This window comes from Streptomyces sp. NPDC008079 (genome assembly GCF_042957385.1).
Taxonomy (GTDB): Bacteria; Actinomycetota; Actinomycetes; order Streptomycetales; family Streptomycetaceae; genus Actinacidiphila.
In genome coordinates, this window is sequence record NZ_JBIBIC010000004.1 from 428,138 (window position 1) to 443,050 (window position 14,913).

At 73.2% G+C, this 14,913-nt stretch carries 13 protein-coding genes; 7 read left to right on the forward strand and 6 right to left on the reverse strand.

Features of this window, described 5'->3' with window-relative positions; genetic code table 11:
* Positions 1 to 3: 3 nt before the first annotated feature.
* On the reverse strand, positions 4 to 708 hold the full coding sequence (locus tag ACFZAM_RS13320; RefSeq protein ID WP_355346013.1) for a succinate dehydrogenase cytochrome b subunit: 705 nt from the start codon (positions 706 to 708) through the stop codon (positions 4 to 6).
* A gap of 96 nt (positions 709 to 804) precedes the next feature.
* On the opposite strand from ACFZAM_RS13320, the gene ACFZAM_RS13325 reads away from it, so the two are divergent.
* On the forward strand, positions 805 to 1,695 hold the full coding sequence (locus ACFZAM_RS13325; RefSeq protein ID WP_355346010.1) for a LysR substrate-binding domain-containing protein: 891 nt from the start codon (positions 805 to 807) through the stop codon (positions 1,693 to 1,695).
* Between the two features lie 16 nt (positions 1,696 to 1,711).
* On the opposite strand, the gene ACFZAM_RS13330 is transcribed toward ACFZAM_RS13325, so the two are convergent.
* Together ACFZAM_RS13330 and ACFZAM_RS13335 are read right to left on the reverse strand one after the other, a co-directional pair.
* Positions 1,712 to 1,942, reverse strand: a complete 231-nt coding sequence (locus tag ACFZAM_RS13330) for a cupin domain-containing protein (protein WP_391045651.1) — start codon at positions 1,940 to 1,942, stop codon at positions 1,712 to 1,714.
* A gap of 63 nt (positions 1,943 to 2,005) precedes the next feature.
* Positions 2,006 to 4,063, reverse strand: coding sequence for a phosphocholine-specific phospholipase C (locus tag ACFZAM_RS13335; protein ID WP_355346007.1), 2,058 nt, complete (start codon positions 4,061 to 4,063; stop codon positions 2,006 to 2,008).
* Between the two features lie 291 nt (positions 4,064 to 4,354).
* Here ACFZAM_RS13335 and ACFZAM_RS13340 point away from each other — a divergent pair, with 291 nt between their 5' ends.
* Positions 4,355 to 5,980 (forward strand): fibronectin type III domain-containing protein, encoded by a 1,626-nt coding sequence (locus ACFZAM_RS13340; protein ID WP_391045542.1) that lies wholly within the window; start codon positions 4,355 to 4,357, stop codon positions 5,978 to 5,980.
* Between the two features lie 118 nt (positions 5,981 to 6,098).
* Positions 6,099 to 7,832 carry a glycoside hydrolase family 9 protein gene (locus ACFZAM_RS13345; protein ID WP_391045545.1) on the forward strand — a complete coding sequence of 578 codons (1,734 nt, stop codon included), beginning with the start codon at positions 6,099 to 6,101 and terminating at the stop codon, positions 7,830 to 7,832.
* Between the two features lie 69 nt (positions 7,833 to 7,901).
* On the opposite strand, the gene ACFZAM_RS13350 is transcribed toward ACFZAM_RS13345, so the two are convergent.
* Positions 7,902 to 9,398: an ATP-binding protein gene (locus ACFZAM_RS13350; protein WP_391045654.1), complete on the reverse strand. Its 1,497-nt coding sequence runs from the start codon at positions 9,396 to 9,398 to the stop codon at positions 7,902 to 7,904.
* A 74-nt stretch (positions 9,399 to 9,472) separates the two neighbouring features.
* Positions 9,473 to 10,216 (reverse strand): response regulator, encoded by a 744-nt coding sequence (locus ACFZAM_RS13355; RefSeq protein ID WP_391045547.1) that lies wholly within the window; start codon positions 10,214 to 10,216, stop codon positions 9,473 to 9,475.
* A 280-nt stretch (positions 10,217 to 10,496) separates the two neighbouring features.
* On the opposite strand from ACFZAM_RS13355, the gene ACFZAM_RS13360 reads away from it, so the two are divergent.
* The 4 genes from ACFZAM_RS13360 to ACFZAM_RS13375 all read left to right on the forward strand — a co-directional run bounded on the left by ACFZAM_RS13360 (position 10,497) and on the right by ACFZAM_RS13375 (position 14,227).
* On the forward strand, positions 10,497 to 11,864 hold the full coding sequence (locus ACFZAM_RS13360) for a ferredoxin reductase family protein (protein WP_355345995.1): 1,368 nt from the start codon (positions 10,497 to 10,499) through the stop codon (positions 11,862 to 11,864).
* Between the two features lie 55 nt (positions 11,865 to 11,919).
* Entirely contained in the window at positions 11,920 to 12,456 is a 537-nt protein-coding gene (locus tag ACFZAM_RS13365; RefSeq protein WP_391045549.1) for an FMN-binding protein, read from the forward strand.
* 44 nt (positions 12,457 to 12,500) lie between these two features.
* Positions 12,501 to 13,226, forward strand: coding sequence for an FAD:protein FMN transferase (locus ACFZAM_RS13370; RefSeq protein ID WP_391045656.1), 726 nt, complete (start codon positions 12,501 to 12,503; stop codon positions 13,224 to 13,226).
* A 98-nt stretch (positions 13,227 to 13,324) separates the two neighbouring features.
* On the forward strand, positions 13,325 to 14,227 hold the full coding sequence (locus ACFZAM_RS13375) for an alpha/beta fold hydrolase (RefSeq protein WP_391045552.1): 903 nt from the start codon (positions 13,325 to 13,327) through the stop codon (positions 14,225 to 14,227).
* A gap of 34 nt (positions 14,228 to 14,261) precedes the next feature.
* Here ACFZAM_RS13375 and ACFZAM_RS13380 read toward each other — a convergent pair whose 3' ends face one another.
* On the reverse strand, positions 14,262 to 14,912 hold the full coding sequence (locus ACFZAM_RS13380) for a 3-oxoacid CoA-transferase subunit B (protein ID WP_355345986.1): 651 nt from the start codon (positions 14,910 to 14,912) through the stop codon (positions 14,262 to 14,264).
* Between the last annotated feature and the right edge of the window lies 1 nt (position 14,913).

A 14,913-nucleotide genomic window follows, 5' to 3' on the forward strand; every position in this document is an offset into this window, starting at 1 on the left:
CAGTCAGCTCACGATTCCGGTCATGACGCCGACGGGTACGGCGATGAAGCCGGCCGTCAGCACCAGTGCGAGTGCGTTCGCGGTGGCCTTGAGCACCCGGTCACGGGTGGCACTGCCCGCGCCGAGGGTCTGGGCGGCGCTCCAGAAGCCGTGCCTGATGTGCAGGCCGAGGGCGAGCATCGCCACGATGTAGATGACGTTGTTCCACCAGTCGTGGAAGGCGGCCACGACGTTCTGGTACGGGTGGCCGGGCACGAAGCCGCGCTGCACGGTGCCGGTGGTCAGGTCGAGGATGTGCCAGACGATGAACAGCAGCAGGATCACGCCGCCCCAGCGCATGGTGCGGGTGGCGTAGCTGGCGCGCGGCCGCGGATGGGCGTAGGCGACCGGCCGGGCGCGCCGGTCGAGGCGGCTGAGCTGGTACGCGCACACGCCGTGCAGCACGACGGCGGCGACCAGCACGACGCGGATGATCCACAGCGCCCACTCGTAGTGCAGGAACGGCTCTCCGATGGTGCGCAGCCAGTGCGCGTACTCGTTGAAGCTGCCGGACCCGAAGAAGATCTTGAGGTTGCCGAACATGTGGACGACCAGGTACAGCAGCATGATCAGGCCGCTCACCGCCATGATCGTCTTCTTGCCGACGGTCGAGCCCCAGACCGTGCGCGCCATCGACGGACGTCGGTCCGTCCGCGTTGCCAGTGCCATGTCCACAGACGTTACGGTCACCGGAGTCGAGTGGTCCAAGACATGATCCGGCTCGTGTCCATAGCCTGGGCCTATCGCCGGGTTATCGTGGGACCCATGCAGTTCCAGCAGCTCGCGTACTTCGTGGCCGTCGCCGACGCCCGGCACTTCACCCGCGCCGCCGAGCGGGTGCATGTCTCGCAGCCGTCGCTGTCGCAGCAGATCCGCGCGCTGGAGACGGAGCTGGGCGCGCCCCTGTTCAGCCGGGCGCGCGGCAACATCGCGCTCACCGACGCCGGGGAGGCGCTGCTGCCGCTGGCCCGGCGGATCCTCGCCGACGCAGAAACCGCCCGCCACGAGGTGCTGGAACTGGCCCAGCTGCGGCGCGGCCGGGTCCGGCTCGGCGCCACCCCGAGCCTGTGCACCGGCCTGCTCCCCGACGTGCTGCGCGTCTTCCACGACCGGCACCCCGGGGTGCGGCTGCTGATCGAGGAGAGCGGGTCGCACGATCTCGTACGGGAGCTGGCGCGCGGCGGCCTCGACCTGGCGCTGGTGGTGCTGCCGCTGCCGAACCCGTCGCCCGCCCTGACCACCGTCGAGCTCTTCCAGGAGGATCTGGTCGTCATCTCCTCGGCCGCGGCCGAGCCGCCGCGCTCACCGGTCAGGATCGCCGACCTCGAAGGCCGCCCGATGGTGATGTTCCGGCACGGCTACGACCTGCGCGACCTGACCCTGGCCGCCTGCCGCTCCGCGGGCTTCGAGCCCTACCTCACCGTCGAGGGCGGCGAGATGGACGCCGTGCTCGGCTTCGTGCGGGCCGGGCTCGGTCTGGGCGTCGTCCCCAGCATGGTCGCCGCCCGCGCGGGTCACGACCTGCGGGTCACACCGCTGGCCCGGCCGGGGCTGCGCCGCACCATCGCCCTGGCCCACCGCAGTGACGTGGCTCCGCCACGGGCCGCCCGGGTCCTCCAGGAAGTCCTTCTGACCGCGGCCCACCGGGAGACCTGAAGCCGCGCGGGAGACCTCAGTCCAGCGGGACGGCCGCCAGGGTCAGCGGGCCGCCCCCGCTGCCGGTGTTGAGGGTGCCCGCGGGCTCCAGCATGCCCGCGGGCTCCAGCAGGAGGATGGCGGTCTCCTCGTCGGCGCGGGGGCAGTGCTCGACGCCCTCGGGGACGACGTACAGCTCACCGGGGCCGAGGACGACGTCGCCGTCGCGGAGCTGGATGGTGAGACGGCCGCTGACGACCAGGAACAGCTCGTCGGTGTCCTCGGGGACGGCCGTCGGAACCGCTGCCCAGGTCCGCTGCCCAGGTCGCCGTCAGTGCGTCCTGATCGCCGGGTCGCTCACGCCGGGGCGGCCCGTCTCGACGTGTCCCGCGAAGCGCCGCAGGAACGCGGCGTCGTGGTCGGCGACCACCGTGAGGTCGTACCAGCGCTTGCCCGCGCGGACGTCGACCGAGTGCGTCTCGCGGCGCCCGGCGCGGACCACGTACGTGTGGTGGCGGCCGTCGTAGGAGTTGGTGACCGTGAGCCGGACGTCGCGGCGGCCGGAGTTGCTCATGGTCAGCTCCACCCGTTCGCTCGCGGCGTCGTGACGGGCCGTCACCTCCGCGCCGGATGTGGCGACCGCGCCGCGGAAGGCGCGCAGGAAGCCGTTGGGGCCGTGCACGGTGAGGTCGTAGCCGCCGCCGGTCGCGGCCGTCTCCCAGGCGCCGGAGAGCTTCTTGCCCGCCTCGGTGGTGTACGTCCACGGGCCGTCGGCGCGGTCCGCGGCGGTGACGTGGAAGCAGACGCCCGCGGCGACACCGCCGCCGAAGGTGAGGGTGACCAGGCCGGTGGACGGCGTGACGGCCGCGTCGACCAGCGGCGCGTACGGCAGCGGGCGGGTCGGCCGGGCGCCGCGCTCCTGCGTGGGCACGGCCTGGCGGGCGGGCGGCACCGGGACGTAGCTGTCGTGCCGGTCGCCGTCCGGCGGCCGGTAGCCGTCGGTGCCGGGCAGGTGCGGGGGCCGGTCCCGCGTGAGCTTGAAGTCGAAGGCGGAGGTCAGATCGCCGCAGACGGTACGCCGCCAGGGCGAGATGTTGGGCTCGTGCACGCCGAAGCGGCGCTCCATGAAGCGGATGATCGAGGTGTGGTCGAAGACCTCGGAGCAGACGTAGCCGCCGGTGCTCCAGGGCGAGACCACCAGCATCGGGACGCGCTGGCCGAGCCCGTACGCGCCGGCCGCGTAGGTGCCGTTGCCCGGGAAGATCTCGCCCCGCGTGCTGACGGTGGAGGCGCCGCCGTCCGCGGTGAGCGGGGCGAAGGGCGGGACGACGTGGTCGAAGTACCCGTCGTTCTCGTCGTAGGTGATGAACAGCGCGGTCCTGCTCCACACCTCGGGGTTGGAGGTGAGCGCGTCCAGGACCTGCGAGATGTACCAGGCGCCGTAGTTCGCGGGCCAGTTGGGGTGCTCCGAGAACGCCTCGGGCGCGGCGATCCAGGAGATCTGCGGCAGCCTGCCCGCCGTGACGTCGGCCTTGAGCACGTCGAAGAAGCCGTCGCCCGCCTTGGCGTCGGTTCCGGTGCGGGCCTTCTCGTAGAGCGCGTCGCCGGGCTTGGCGTTGCGGTAATTGTCGAAGTAGAGCAGGGAGTTGTCCCCGTAGTTGCCGCGGTAGGCGTCCGGGATCCAGCCCCAGGAGTGGTCACCGTCCAGGCCGTCGCCGATGTCCTGGTAGACCTTCCAGGAGATCTTCGCCTTCTCCAGCCGCTCCGGGTAGGTCGTCCAGTCGTACCCGGCCTCGGAGTTGTCGAGCACGGGGCCGTTGCCCCTGCCGTCGTTGCCCGTGTATCCCGACCACATGTAGTAGCGGTTGGGGTCGGTGCCGCCGGTGAACGAGCAGTGGTACGCGTCGCAGACGGTGAAGGCGTCGGCGAGCGCGTAGTGGAACGGGATGTCGCCGCGCGTCAGGTGCGCCATCGTGCCGGTGCCCTTGGCGGGGATCCACTGGTCGTACTTGCCGTCGTTGACGGCCGCGTGGCTGCCGATCCACTCGTGGTTGAGGCCCTCGATGAACTGGAGGCCGAGGTCGTCCACGTCCGGGTGGAAGGGCAGCACCTCCTTGTCGCCGTCCGGCTGGTGGAACACCGACTTGCCGTTGGGCAGGGACACCGGGCGCGGGTCGCCGAAGCCGCGGACCCCCTTCATCGCGCCGAAGTAGTGGTCGAAGGACCGGTTCTCCTGCATCAGGACGACGATGTGGTCGATGTCCTTGAGGGTGCCGGTCCTGCGGCTGGCCGGGATCGCGGCGGCGCGGGCGATGCTGCTGGACAGGGCGGTGAAGCCCGCGGTGGCACCGGCTATCTGGAGGAACCGCCGCCGGTTGAGTTCAGACATGGATCCGAGGACCTCTTCGCGGTAGGGGGATGCGCGCAGTGCAGGGTCCTCCCACAGCAGCGACCACAGGCGACCTGCCGGTGTCCGGCGCGTGACAGCGGGCGGTACGCGTCACGAACAGGCCCGGCGCACACGGCCGTTCGCCCGACGGGGGGCGGGTTCTCGCCGCGCCCGGCGGGTCACAGGATTCCGCCGCGTGTGCGACAGGCGGCGTTCAACTGGCCGTCGCCGACGGGCGGGAGCCTTCGGAGGTTCGTGTCGCGAGACCCCGCACCGCACCAAGGAGCAACGATGGTCGCACAGATGGAGACACCGGGTCCGTCAGGAGACCGCCTCAGCCGCCGTACGGCCGTCGGCCTGCTCGGCACCGCGGGTGTCGGCGCGGTCGCGGCGCCGCTGCTGACCGCGGGCCCCGCGTCCGCCGCCGCGCCGTCCCCGTCCGGCACACCCGCGAGCGCCGCCCCCGCCTTCCACCCCACGCCCGACGCGAGCGGCGCGTCCCCGGTGCAGGGGCTGCACCTCACCTTCGGCAAGGACCCCGGCAGCCAGATGGTGGTGTCCTGGCTGACCGACGGCCCGGTCAAGCGCCCGCGGGTGCGGTACGGCACGATCAGCCACGGTCTGGGATCGGTCGCCTCGGCGCGGACCCGCTCCTACAGCGACGGCAAGTCCGGCCGGGTCGTGTACGTGCACCACGCCGCGATCGACCGGCTCTCGCCCGGCACCGAGTACCTGTACCTGGTGTCGCACGACGGCGCCGCGCCGGACAGCGGCACCTTCAGGACCGCGCCGCGCGGCCGTCAGCCGCTGACCTTCACCAGCTTCGGCGACCAGTCGGCGCCGCAGGTCACCTGGACCAGCACCGGCGCGGTGGGCCTCGACGCCAACTCCACGCCCGCCACCAAGGACATCGTCACCGGCATCGAGCAGGTCGCGCCGCTGTTCCACCTGCTCAACGGCGACCTGTGCTACGCGAATCTGGACGTCGACCGGGTCCGCACCTGGAACAACTTCTTCACCAACAACAGCCGTTCGGCGCGCTTCCGGCCGTGGATGCCCGCCGCGGGCAACCACGAGATCGAGTCCGCGAACGGCCCGCTCGGCCTCGGCGCGTACCAGACGTACTTCCAGCTCCCGTCGACCGAGAGCGACCGCGAACTGGCCAACCTCTGGTACGCGTTCACCGCCGGCTCGGTGCGGGTGATCGTGCTCCAGAACGACGACAACTGCCTCCAGGACGGCGGCGACGTCTACATCAACGGCTACTCCGGCGGCCGTCAACTCGCCTTCCTGGAGAAGGAGTTGCGGACGGCGCGCGCCGACCGCGAGATCGACTGGGTGGTCGTCGCCATGCACCAGGTGATGGTCAGCTCGACGGACGCCAACGGCGCCGACCTGGGCCTGCGCGAGAAGTACGGGCCGCTGTTCGACCGCTACGGCGTCGACCTGGTGGTCTGCGGCCACGAGCACAACTACGAGCGGTCGCTGGCCGTTCGCGGTGTGGTCGGCGGCAGCGAGACGCTGACGCCGAACCCGGTGTCGCACGCCACCGACGACATCGACACCGGTCTCGGCACCGTGCACATGGTGCTCGGCGGCGGCGGGGTCTCGGGCACGACCAACCAGTCGTTCTTCAAGGACGGCACCGGCAAGGTCATCACCGCGGTCTCCTCGACGCCCGGCTCCAACGGCAAGCGGACGGCCACGTACGTGCGGGAGCAGGCGGTCTGGGCGGGCGTGCGCGATGTCGACCACCCCTACGGCTTCGCGGCGTTCACCGTCGATCCGGGCCGTCACGCGGGCGACACCACGCGGATGCACGTCACGTACTACAACGTGAACAAGCCGAACGGCGAGCTGTCGGTCTTCGAGACGTTCACGCTGCACCGCAAGCGGTCGGACGGCGGCCGGCGCTGAGGTCGCGCGCTGTTCCCGGGCGGCCGGGCGCGTGCCCGGCCGCCCCCACGATCACTGTTGACCAATAGCAGTCCACTGCATACCTTTGCGGGCACGAGAGAAGGGACGGTGCCCGCAGGTGCCCATCGAAACCGGCTTGGAGACCTCGGCGGTACGCGTAGCGCACCTCGGTTACGGACTCGGCGGCGCACCCGCGGTCGTGGCGGTCCTGCCCGACGGAAGGGCCCCGCGGCGCGTGCAGTTGCTCGGCGCCGACGGCGGCTCGCTGCACGAGCTGGAACCCGGCCCGCTGGAGTCCGTGCCCGGCTGGCACGGCGGTCCCTTCGCCCGGGTGCCGCTGCCCACCGGCCTCGCGCCCGGCCGGTACGCGGTCCGCCTGGTCGACGGCCGCGGCCGTACCTGTGTCTCGGACGACTTCGAGGTGGCCGCCGACCGGCTCCAGCGGCAGACGATGTCCGACGTGCTGGCGTACTTCAAGGCGATGCGCTCCAGCGGCGAGATCGACCGCAAGGACCGGCGCGCCGCGCTGTGGGGCGACGACAGCGGCCGGGAGGTCGACGCGCGCGGCGGCTGGCTCGACGCGAGCGGCGACACCAGCAAATTCCTCAGCCACCTCACGTACACCCGCACCATGAGTCCGCAGCAGATCCCGCTGTGCGCGTGGGCCATGATGGCCGCGCGGGACGCGGTCGCCGAGCGACACCCGCTGCTGGTCCGCTCGTTGAGCGCGCGGCTGCGCGACGAGGCGCTGTGGGGCGCCGACTTCCTGGTCCGCTTCCGCTCCCCCGAGGGCTACTTCTACACCGGAATCTTCGACGCGCTCACCAAGCGGCTCGAAGAACGCGTCGTGACGGCGCCGCTCCCGGAGTGCGTGCGCACCGACCGCTACCAGGCCGCGTACCGGCACGGCGGCGGCCTGGCCATCGCGGCCCTCGCCCGCGCCTCGACCCTGGACGACCACGGCGACTTCACCGGACCCGAGTACCTGGCGGCGGCCGTCGAGGGCTTCACGCACCTCGAGGCGCACAACACCGAATACGTCGTCGGCGGGGCCGAGACGGTCCTCGACGACTACACGGCGCTGCTGGCCGCCTGCGAGCTGGTCGCGGCGGGCGGCGGTACGGTCCTGGCCGCGGCGCGGGACGCGGCCCGGCTGCGCGTACGGTCGCTGCTGGCGCGGTACGTACGGCCCGCGCACGGCCCCGGCTGGTTCGGAGCGGACGCCGAGGGGCGACCGTTCTTCCACGCCGCCGAGGCCGGGCTGCCCGCGCTCGCCCTCGCCCGCTTCGCCGCCGTGCTGCCGGACGCGCCCGAGGCCGGGGCCGCGAGCGCGCTCGCCCTGGAGGCCGTGCTCGACACCGTGGCCAGGACCCGTTCGGTGCCGAATCCCTTCGGCTATCCCCGACAGCGCGTGCAGCCCGCGGGGGGCACACCGCGCGACGCCTTCTTCTTCCCGCACGACAACGAGACCGGCTACTGGTGGCAGGGCGAGAACGCCACCATCGCCTCGCTGGCCGCCGCCGCGAACACCTGCGCCGACCTGCCCGGCACGGCGGAGGCCGACCGCGACCTGCTGCTCGGCTTCGCCGACGACCAGCTCGCCTGGATCACCGGCCGCAACCCCTTCGACGTCTCGATGCTGCACGGCCGCGGCCGTCACAATGTCGACTACGAGTCGGACTTCCCCAACATCCCCGGCGGCATCGTCAACGGCATCACCTCCGGCTGGACCGACGAGGACGACATCGCCTTCCTTCCCGCCGACGCCCCCGAGGACGAGGTCTGGCGCTGGGCCGAGCAGTGGATCCCGCACACCGGCTGGTTCCTGCTGGCGGTGGCGTCGGCCCGCTGAGGAAACGGCCGGGGCGGCGGTGTCCGGACCGGCGCGGCGGCCTCGCGGGAAGCCTCGCGGAACCCCGCGTCAGACCGCCGACGCTCCCGGCCGCTCGGGCGGCGCGTCCGGGAGCGTCACCGTGAAAGAGGTGTCGCCCGGCTCGCTGGTGAGGGTGACCGTGCCGCCGTGGGCCGCGGCGACCGCCGTGACGATGGCCAGACCCAGACCGGCGCCGTGGCCGGCGGCGGGGTCGGCGCGCCGGTCGTCGGCGCGGTGGTGGTCGGCGCGGTGGTGGTCGGCGCGGTGGTGGTCGGCGCGGGCGAAGCGTTCGAAGACGGTGCGCTGGATGGCGGGCGGGACACCGCCGCCGTTGTCCGCGACGGTGAGGACGGTCGCGGCGCCGTCGTGGCGCAGCCGTACGGTGACGCGGGTCCCCTCGCGGGTGTGCACACGGGCGTTGGTCAGCAGATTCCCGGTGATCTGCTGGAGCCGGGCGGCGTCGCCGGTGACGGTGACCGGTTCGGCGGGCAGGTCCAGCAGCCAGCGGTGGCCGGGGCCCGCGGCCCTGGCGTCGTCGACCGCGTCGAGGACGAGGCGCGTCAGGTCGACCGGCTCACGGGCCAGCGGGCGGCCCGCGTCGAGCCGGGCGAGCAGCAGCAGGTCGTCGACCATGCCGCCCATCCGCGCGGACTCCGCCGCGATCCGGTCCAGTGCCCGCGTCACACCGGGCGGCACCGGGCCGGGGTGCCGCTGCGCCAGCTCCGCGTGGCCGCGGATCGCGGCGACCGGGGTGCGCAGTTCGTGGCTGGCGTCGGCGGCGAAGCGCCGCAGCCGTTCCTCGCTGGCGTGCCGGGTGGTCAGCGCGCCCTCGACATGTCCGAGCATGCGGTTGAAGGCCGCGCCGACCTGCCCGACCTCGGTCCCGGGGTCGGTGTCGGGCACCCGGTCGGGCAGCGCCACCTCTCCGCTGTCCAGCGGCAGCGCGGTCACCGAGGCGGCGGTCGCGGCCACCCGGCGCAGCGGTCGCAGCGACCAGCGCACCCAGAAGGCGCCCGCGGCCCCCGCCACGACCAGCGCGCCGCCGAAGACGGCCGCCTCCACCGCGATCAGCCGCGTCTCGGCGTCCTCGATGCCCTGCCGGGGCAGCCCGGTGATCAGGACGTCCCCGTCGTCGCCCGCCACCGCTTTGACCTGGTAGTCGCCGAGCGAGGACAGATCGACCCGGTGGCAGTGGCCGTCGACGGGGACCGCCGCGAGCGCGGTCCGGTCGTCGGGGGTCAGCCGTACCGTGGTGTCCGTGCCCGCGCGGACCACGGCGGCGGCCGTGACCCGGCCTTTGAGCAGCCGCGCCCCGAAGGTGCCGCGCGCCTGGCGGCGGGTGTCCACATGGACGTTGTCCGCGTCCGGCTCCCCCGCGCCGTGCGCGTGTTCCAGGCTGGCGGGGAACGCGCCCCCGGCCTCCGAGAGCTGCTGGTCGAGCCGTTCGCCGAGGAAGGACCGCAGTGCGACGACCGCCGCGATGCCCACGGCGGCACAGCTCAGCGCGAGCAGCACCACGAGGCCGCAGGTGAGCCGGGCGCGCAGCGTGCGCGGTACGAGGACCCGCGACGCGAAAGCGAGCGGCGTGGAGCGACGGCCGGTGCGCGGCGACGGCCGCCTCACCACGGCGGCGCCTTCAGCAGGTAGCCCGCGCCGCGCACCGTGTGGATCATCGGCTCGCGCCCGCTGTCGATCTTGCGGCGCAGGTAGCTGATGTACAGCTCGACCACATGCGCCTGGCCGCCGAAGTCGTACGACCATACGCGGTCGAGGATCTGCGCCTTGCTCAGTACCCGGCGCGGATTGCGCATCAGATACCGCAGCAGCTCGAACTCGGTCGGGGACAGCTCGACGACCGCCCCGCCGCGCGTCACCTCCCGCGCGTCCTCGTCCATGACGAGATCGCCGACGGTGAGGACCGCCGCGTCGCCGCGCGCCCTGGTCATGCCCGCCCGGCGCAGCAGTCCGCGCAGCCTGGCCAGCAGTTCCTCCAGGCTGAACGGCTTGGTGACGTAGTCGTCGCCGCCCGCCGTGATGCCCGCGATGCGGTCCTCGACGGAGTCGCGCGCGGTGAGGAACAGCACGCACACCTCGGGCTGGCTCGCGCGGAGTTGGCGCAGTACGGACAGGCCGTCGCCGTCGGGAAGCATCACGTCGAGCACGACCGCGTCGGGACGGAAGGCCCGCGCCTCGGCGACCGCGGAGGCGACGTCACCGGCGGTGCGCACCTGCCAGCCCTCGTAGGCGAGGACACCGGACAGCACTTCGGCGAGGTCGGGTTCGTCGTCCACGACGAGGACCCGGACCGGGGAGCCGTCCGGGTGGGCGAGGGGGTGCGGTGCCGCGCTGTCTGTGATGTCCATGGTCCTTCCAGCATCGCCCGGCGGGCGGTCGCGCGGCGAGGGCGGGCGCCTCTGCGTTCCCTGTGAGTCCTGTGGGTCGTGTGGGTCGTGTGAGTCCTGTCGCCGATCGGTGAGCGAGCCGCCCGCGCGGCGCCGTCACCACGGGTCCCGCGGGCCGCCGTGAGCCTCTGGATCACCTGTGAGTCCGCGGCCGGGGCGCCGATTCAGAGCTGGCTCAGAGGTTCCGCCCGCACAGTGGCAAGCGTACGACCAGGAAGGGAACCACCGTGAGCGGCACGACATGAGCGGCACCCACAGCCCCCGCACCACCGCGCGGCACGCGGTGACGTATCCCGGCAGGCGGTCACCGGCCGTCGTGGTGCTGGCCCTGGGCTGGGCGGGCGCGGCGGCGGTGATCGCGCTGTGGTGGCAGGACACGTCGTCGGTCGTCGGCCCCGCGGGCTGGCTGATCGGCGCGGGCCGGATCGCCGGGCTGCTGACCGGTTACTGCTGCGCGCTGCTGGTCGGTTTGATGGCCCGGATTCCCGCACTTGAGCAGGGGGTGGGCAGCGACCGGGTGGCGCGCTGGCACGCGATGGCCGGGCGTTACACCGTCTGCCTGCTGATCGCGCACATCACGCTGATCCTGTGGGGTTACGCGGCGCAGGCGCACGCCTCGGTGCTCGGCGAGACATGGACGGTGGTGTTCACCTATCCGGACATGCTCAAGGGCACGATCGGCGGTCTGCTCCTGCTGGTCGTCGGCGCGGTGTCGGTACGCGCGGTACGCCGCAAGGTCCGCTACGAGACCTGGTACTACCTGCACCTGCTGACGTATCTGGCGATCTTCCTGGCCTTCTGGCACCAGCTCGCGCTCGGCGCGGACTTCGCGGGCGGCACGGTCGCGCGCGGGCTCTGGTACGCGCTGTACCTCGGTGTCGCGGCGGCGGCGCTCTGGTACCGGGTGCTGGTGCCGCAGCGGCTGAATCTGCGGCACCGGCTGCGGGTGGCGTCGGTGGTACGGGAGGCGCCGGGGGTGGTGTCGGTGCTCATACGCGGCCGGCGGCTGCCCGAACTGGCGGCGCGGCCGGGGCAGTTCCTGCGCTGGCGGTTCCTGACGCCCGGCCTGTGGTGGACGGCCAGCCCGTACTCGCTGTCCGCCGCGCCGCGTCCCGACCTGCTGCGGATCACCGTGAAGGCGGTGGGCGAGCACAGTACGGCGCTGGCCGGACTGCGGCCCGGCACCCGCATCTGGGCCGAGGGACCGTACGGCGCGCTGACCGCGGAGCGCAGGACCCGGCAGAAGGTGCTGCTGCTCGCGGGCGGGGTCGGGGTGACCCCGCTGCGGGCGCTGTTCGAGTCGCTGCCCGCGGGGCCCGGCGACCTGACGCTGGTCTACCGGGCGCGCACCGAGGCCGATCTGGCGCTGCGCGGCGAACTGGAGCGGATCGCCGCCGTGCGCGGCGCCCGTCTGCACTTCGCGGTCAACGCGCCCGACGGCCGGCGGCCCGTCCTCAGCGCGGACACCCTGCGCGCCACGCTGCCGGACATCGCGCGGCACGACGTGTTCCTGTGCGGGCCGCCCGGAATGGCGCGGGCGTCGTACGAGGCGCTGCGCGCGGCGGGCGTCCCGGCCCGCCACATCCATCACGAGTCCTTCGAACTGTGAGCCGTGCCGTGAACCATGCCGTGAGCCAGATGGTGAACCGAGGTGAGAGCCGTCCATGAGCGCCTTTCCCGCCCGCCCTTTGCGGCGCGTCCTGTTGAGCACCCTGGCCACCGTCGCCGGTGTGGTGGTGCTGCTGACCCTCAAGCCGCACACGACGGCCAGCGCGGGTGACGTGGCCGCGGGCTCCGCGGCCCCCGCACCGGCGCCGTCCGCGACGTCGGGGACGTCCGGCTCCTCCAACGGCCCGTCCAGCGGCTCGTCCAGCGGTTCCTCCAATGGCCCGTCCAACGGCTCGTCCTCGAAGGGGACTTCGGGCACCAGGACGGTCGACGGCGACACCGCGCAGACCCGCTACGGTCCCGTCCAGCTCCGGCTCACCCTCACCGGCGGCAGGATCACCGCGGTGAAGGCCGTCCAGTTGCCGAACGACAATCCCAGGGACGGTGAGATCTCCGGTTTCGCGATCCCGCAGCTCACCCAGGAGACGCTGGCCGCGCAGAGCGCGAAGATCGACACCGTGTCCGGGGCGACGTACACCAGCGAGGGGTATGTGCGGTCGCTCCAGAGCGCGTTGGACAAGGCGGGGGTCTGACCGTGTCCGACACGCGGGCCCGGCCGCGCCGGGTGGAACACACGATGGGCACGGTCTTCTCCTTCGACGTGCGGGGCGGCGGCGACCGCGTGGCGGCGGCGCTGCACGCGGCGGCGGCCTGGCTGCACCATGTCGACGAGGTCTTCTCCACCTACCGCCCCGACAGCCAGATCAGCCGGCTCGCCGCCGGCACGCTCACGCTGTCGGCCTGCTCCCCCGACGTGCGGGAGGTGCTGGCGCTGTGCGAGACGGCCGGACGGCTCAGTCACGGCTGGTTCAGTACGGGGTACGCGGGCGGCTTCGACCCGACCGGGCTGGTGAAGGGGTGGGCGGTGGAGCGGGCCGTCGCCATGCTGGCCTCCGCGGGCGCCGACGCGGTGTGCCTCAACGGCGGGGGCGACGTACAGGTGTACGGCGGCCCCTGGCGGATCGGTGTCGCCGACCCGCTGCGGCCGGGCGCGCTGGTCCGCGTGGTGCACACCGACGGCGAACTGGCCGTCGCCACCTCGGGTCCCGCCGAGCGCGGCTGCCACATCCTGGACCCCTTCACCCATCAGCCGCCCGCCCCCGCGCTCGCCTCCCTCACCGTGGTCTGCCGCGGCCTGACCGACGCGGACGCCCGCGCCACCGCCGGCTACGCGATGGGTCCCGCCCGCGCCCGCCGCTGGCTCGAATCCCTCCCCGACACCGAGGGCTTCGCGGTCGCGGCGGACGGCGCCACATGGCAGACCGCCGGTTACGGCGTGACCACCGCCGCCCACACACCCTGAACCCCCGCTGTGTGGGCCGCGCCCATGCCCGGCCGCCGGTTCGGCCTCTATCCTGCTCGGGCCGTACGGGACGGCGCGAGCGGATCGCGGGAGCGCGCATGCGGGAATTCGAGGATGTCGGCGTCGAGGTGCCGGGCGGACGGCTGGCGGTACGGCGCTGGCCGGGCCCGGCGGGCGGCCCTGTGGTGCTGGCGCTGCACGGGATCGCCAGCAACGGCCTGGCCTGGGCGCAGGTCGCCGAAGCGCTCGACGGGGTCGAGATCCTGGCGCCCGACCTGCGCGGGCGCGGGCTCAGCCGGGAGGTGGCGGGCGCCTGTTCGATGGCCCGGCACGCCGACGACATGCTCGCGGTGCTCGACCGCTTCGACGTCGAACGGGCGGTGCTGGCCGGGCACTCCATGGGCGGCTACGCGGCGTGCGTCGCCGCGCGCCGCGATCCGGGGCGCTATTGCGAACTCGTGCTGGTCGACGGCGGCTTGGGCTTCCCCGTACCCGCGGGCGTGGACATCGACGCGGTGCTGCACGCCGTGGTCGGACCCGCGATGCGCAAGCTGGAGATGGAGTTCGCCGACCGGGCCGCTTACCACGCCTTCTGGGCGGAGCACCCGGCGTTCAGCACGCTCGGCGGGCCGCTGCTCGCCGCGTATCTCGACCGCGATCTCACCGGCGAGGCACCGCACTTGAGGTCGGCCTGCCGGGCGGACGCGATCCGCGAGGACGCGGCGGACGAGCTGCGCAACCCGGACGTCTTCGCCGCGATCCACGAAATCACCCTCCCCACCCGGTTGTTGTGGGCCGAGCGGGGGCTGTCGGACGAGCCGACCGGGCTGTACGCGCCCGACGTGATCGCGGCGAGCGGCCTGGTGGCGGAGGGGATCGCCCTGCACTTCGTCCCAGGCGTCAACCACTACTCGGTGCTGCTCGGCGAGCCCGGCGCCCGCTTGGTGGCCGGGCACCTGACGGACGCGGTACGGCGCACGGCGGCAGCGGCCCGGAGCTGATCCTCCGGGCCGCTGCCCGTACGGCGCGGGGCGGTCAGCCCCGCGCCACCGCGTCCGGCACCAGCAGGTCCGCCCCGGTCGCCGCCCGTACCTCCTCCACGCCGACGCCGGGGGCCAGTTCGGCCAGCCGCAGTCCTTCGGGGGTGACGTCGAGGACCGCGAGGTCGGTGATCACGCGGTGCACGACGCGGCGGCCGGTGGCGGGCAGGGTCAGTTCCCCGACGATCTTCGGGGAGCCGTCCTTGGCGGTGTGTTCCATGACCACCACGATCCGGCGGGCGCCGTGCACGAGGTCCATGGCCCCGCCCATGCCCTTGACCATCTTGCCGGGGATCATCCAGTTCGCCAGGTCTCCGCGGGCGGAGACCTGCATGGCGCCGAGCACCGACACGTCGATCCGGCCGGAGCGCACCATGCCGAAGGAGGCGGCGGAGTCGAAGTACGCGGCGCCGGGTGCCACGGTGACCGTCTCCTTGCCCGCGTTGATCAGGTCGGGGTGCTCGTCGCCGTCGTACGGGTAGGGGCCGACGCCCAGGACGCCGTTCTCCGAGTGCAGCACCACCTGGGTCCCGGCGGGCAGGTGGCCGGGGACGAGCGTGGGCAGGCCGATGCCGAGGTTCACGTACTGGCCGTCGCGCAGTTCGCGGGCGGCGCGGGCGGCGAGTCGGTCGCGGTCGAGTGGCACG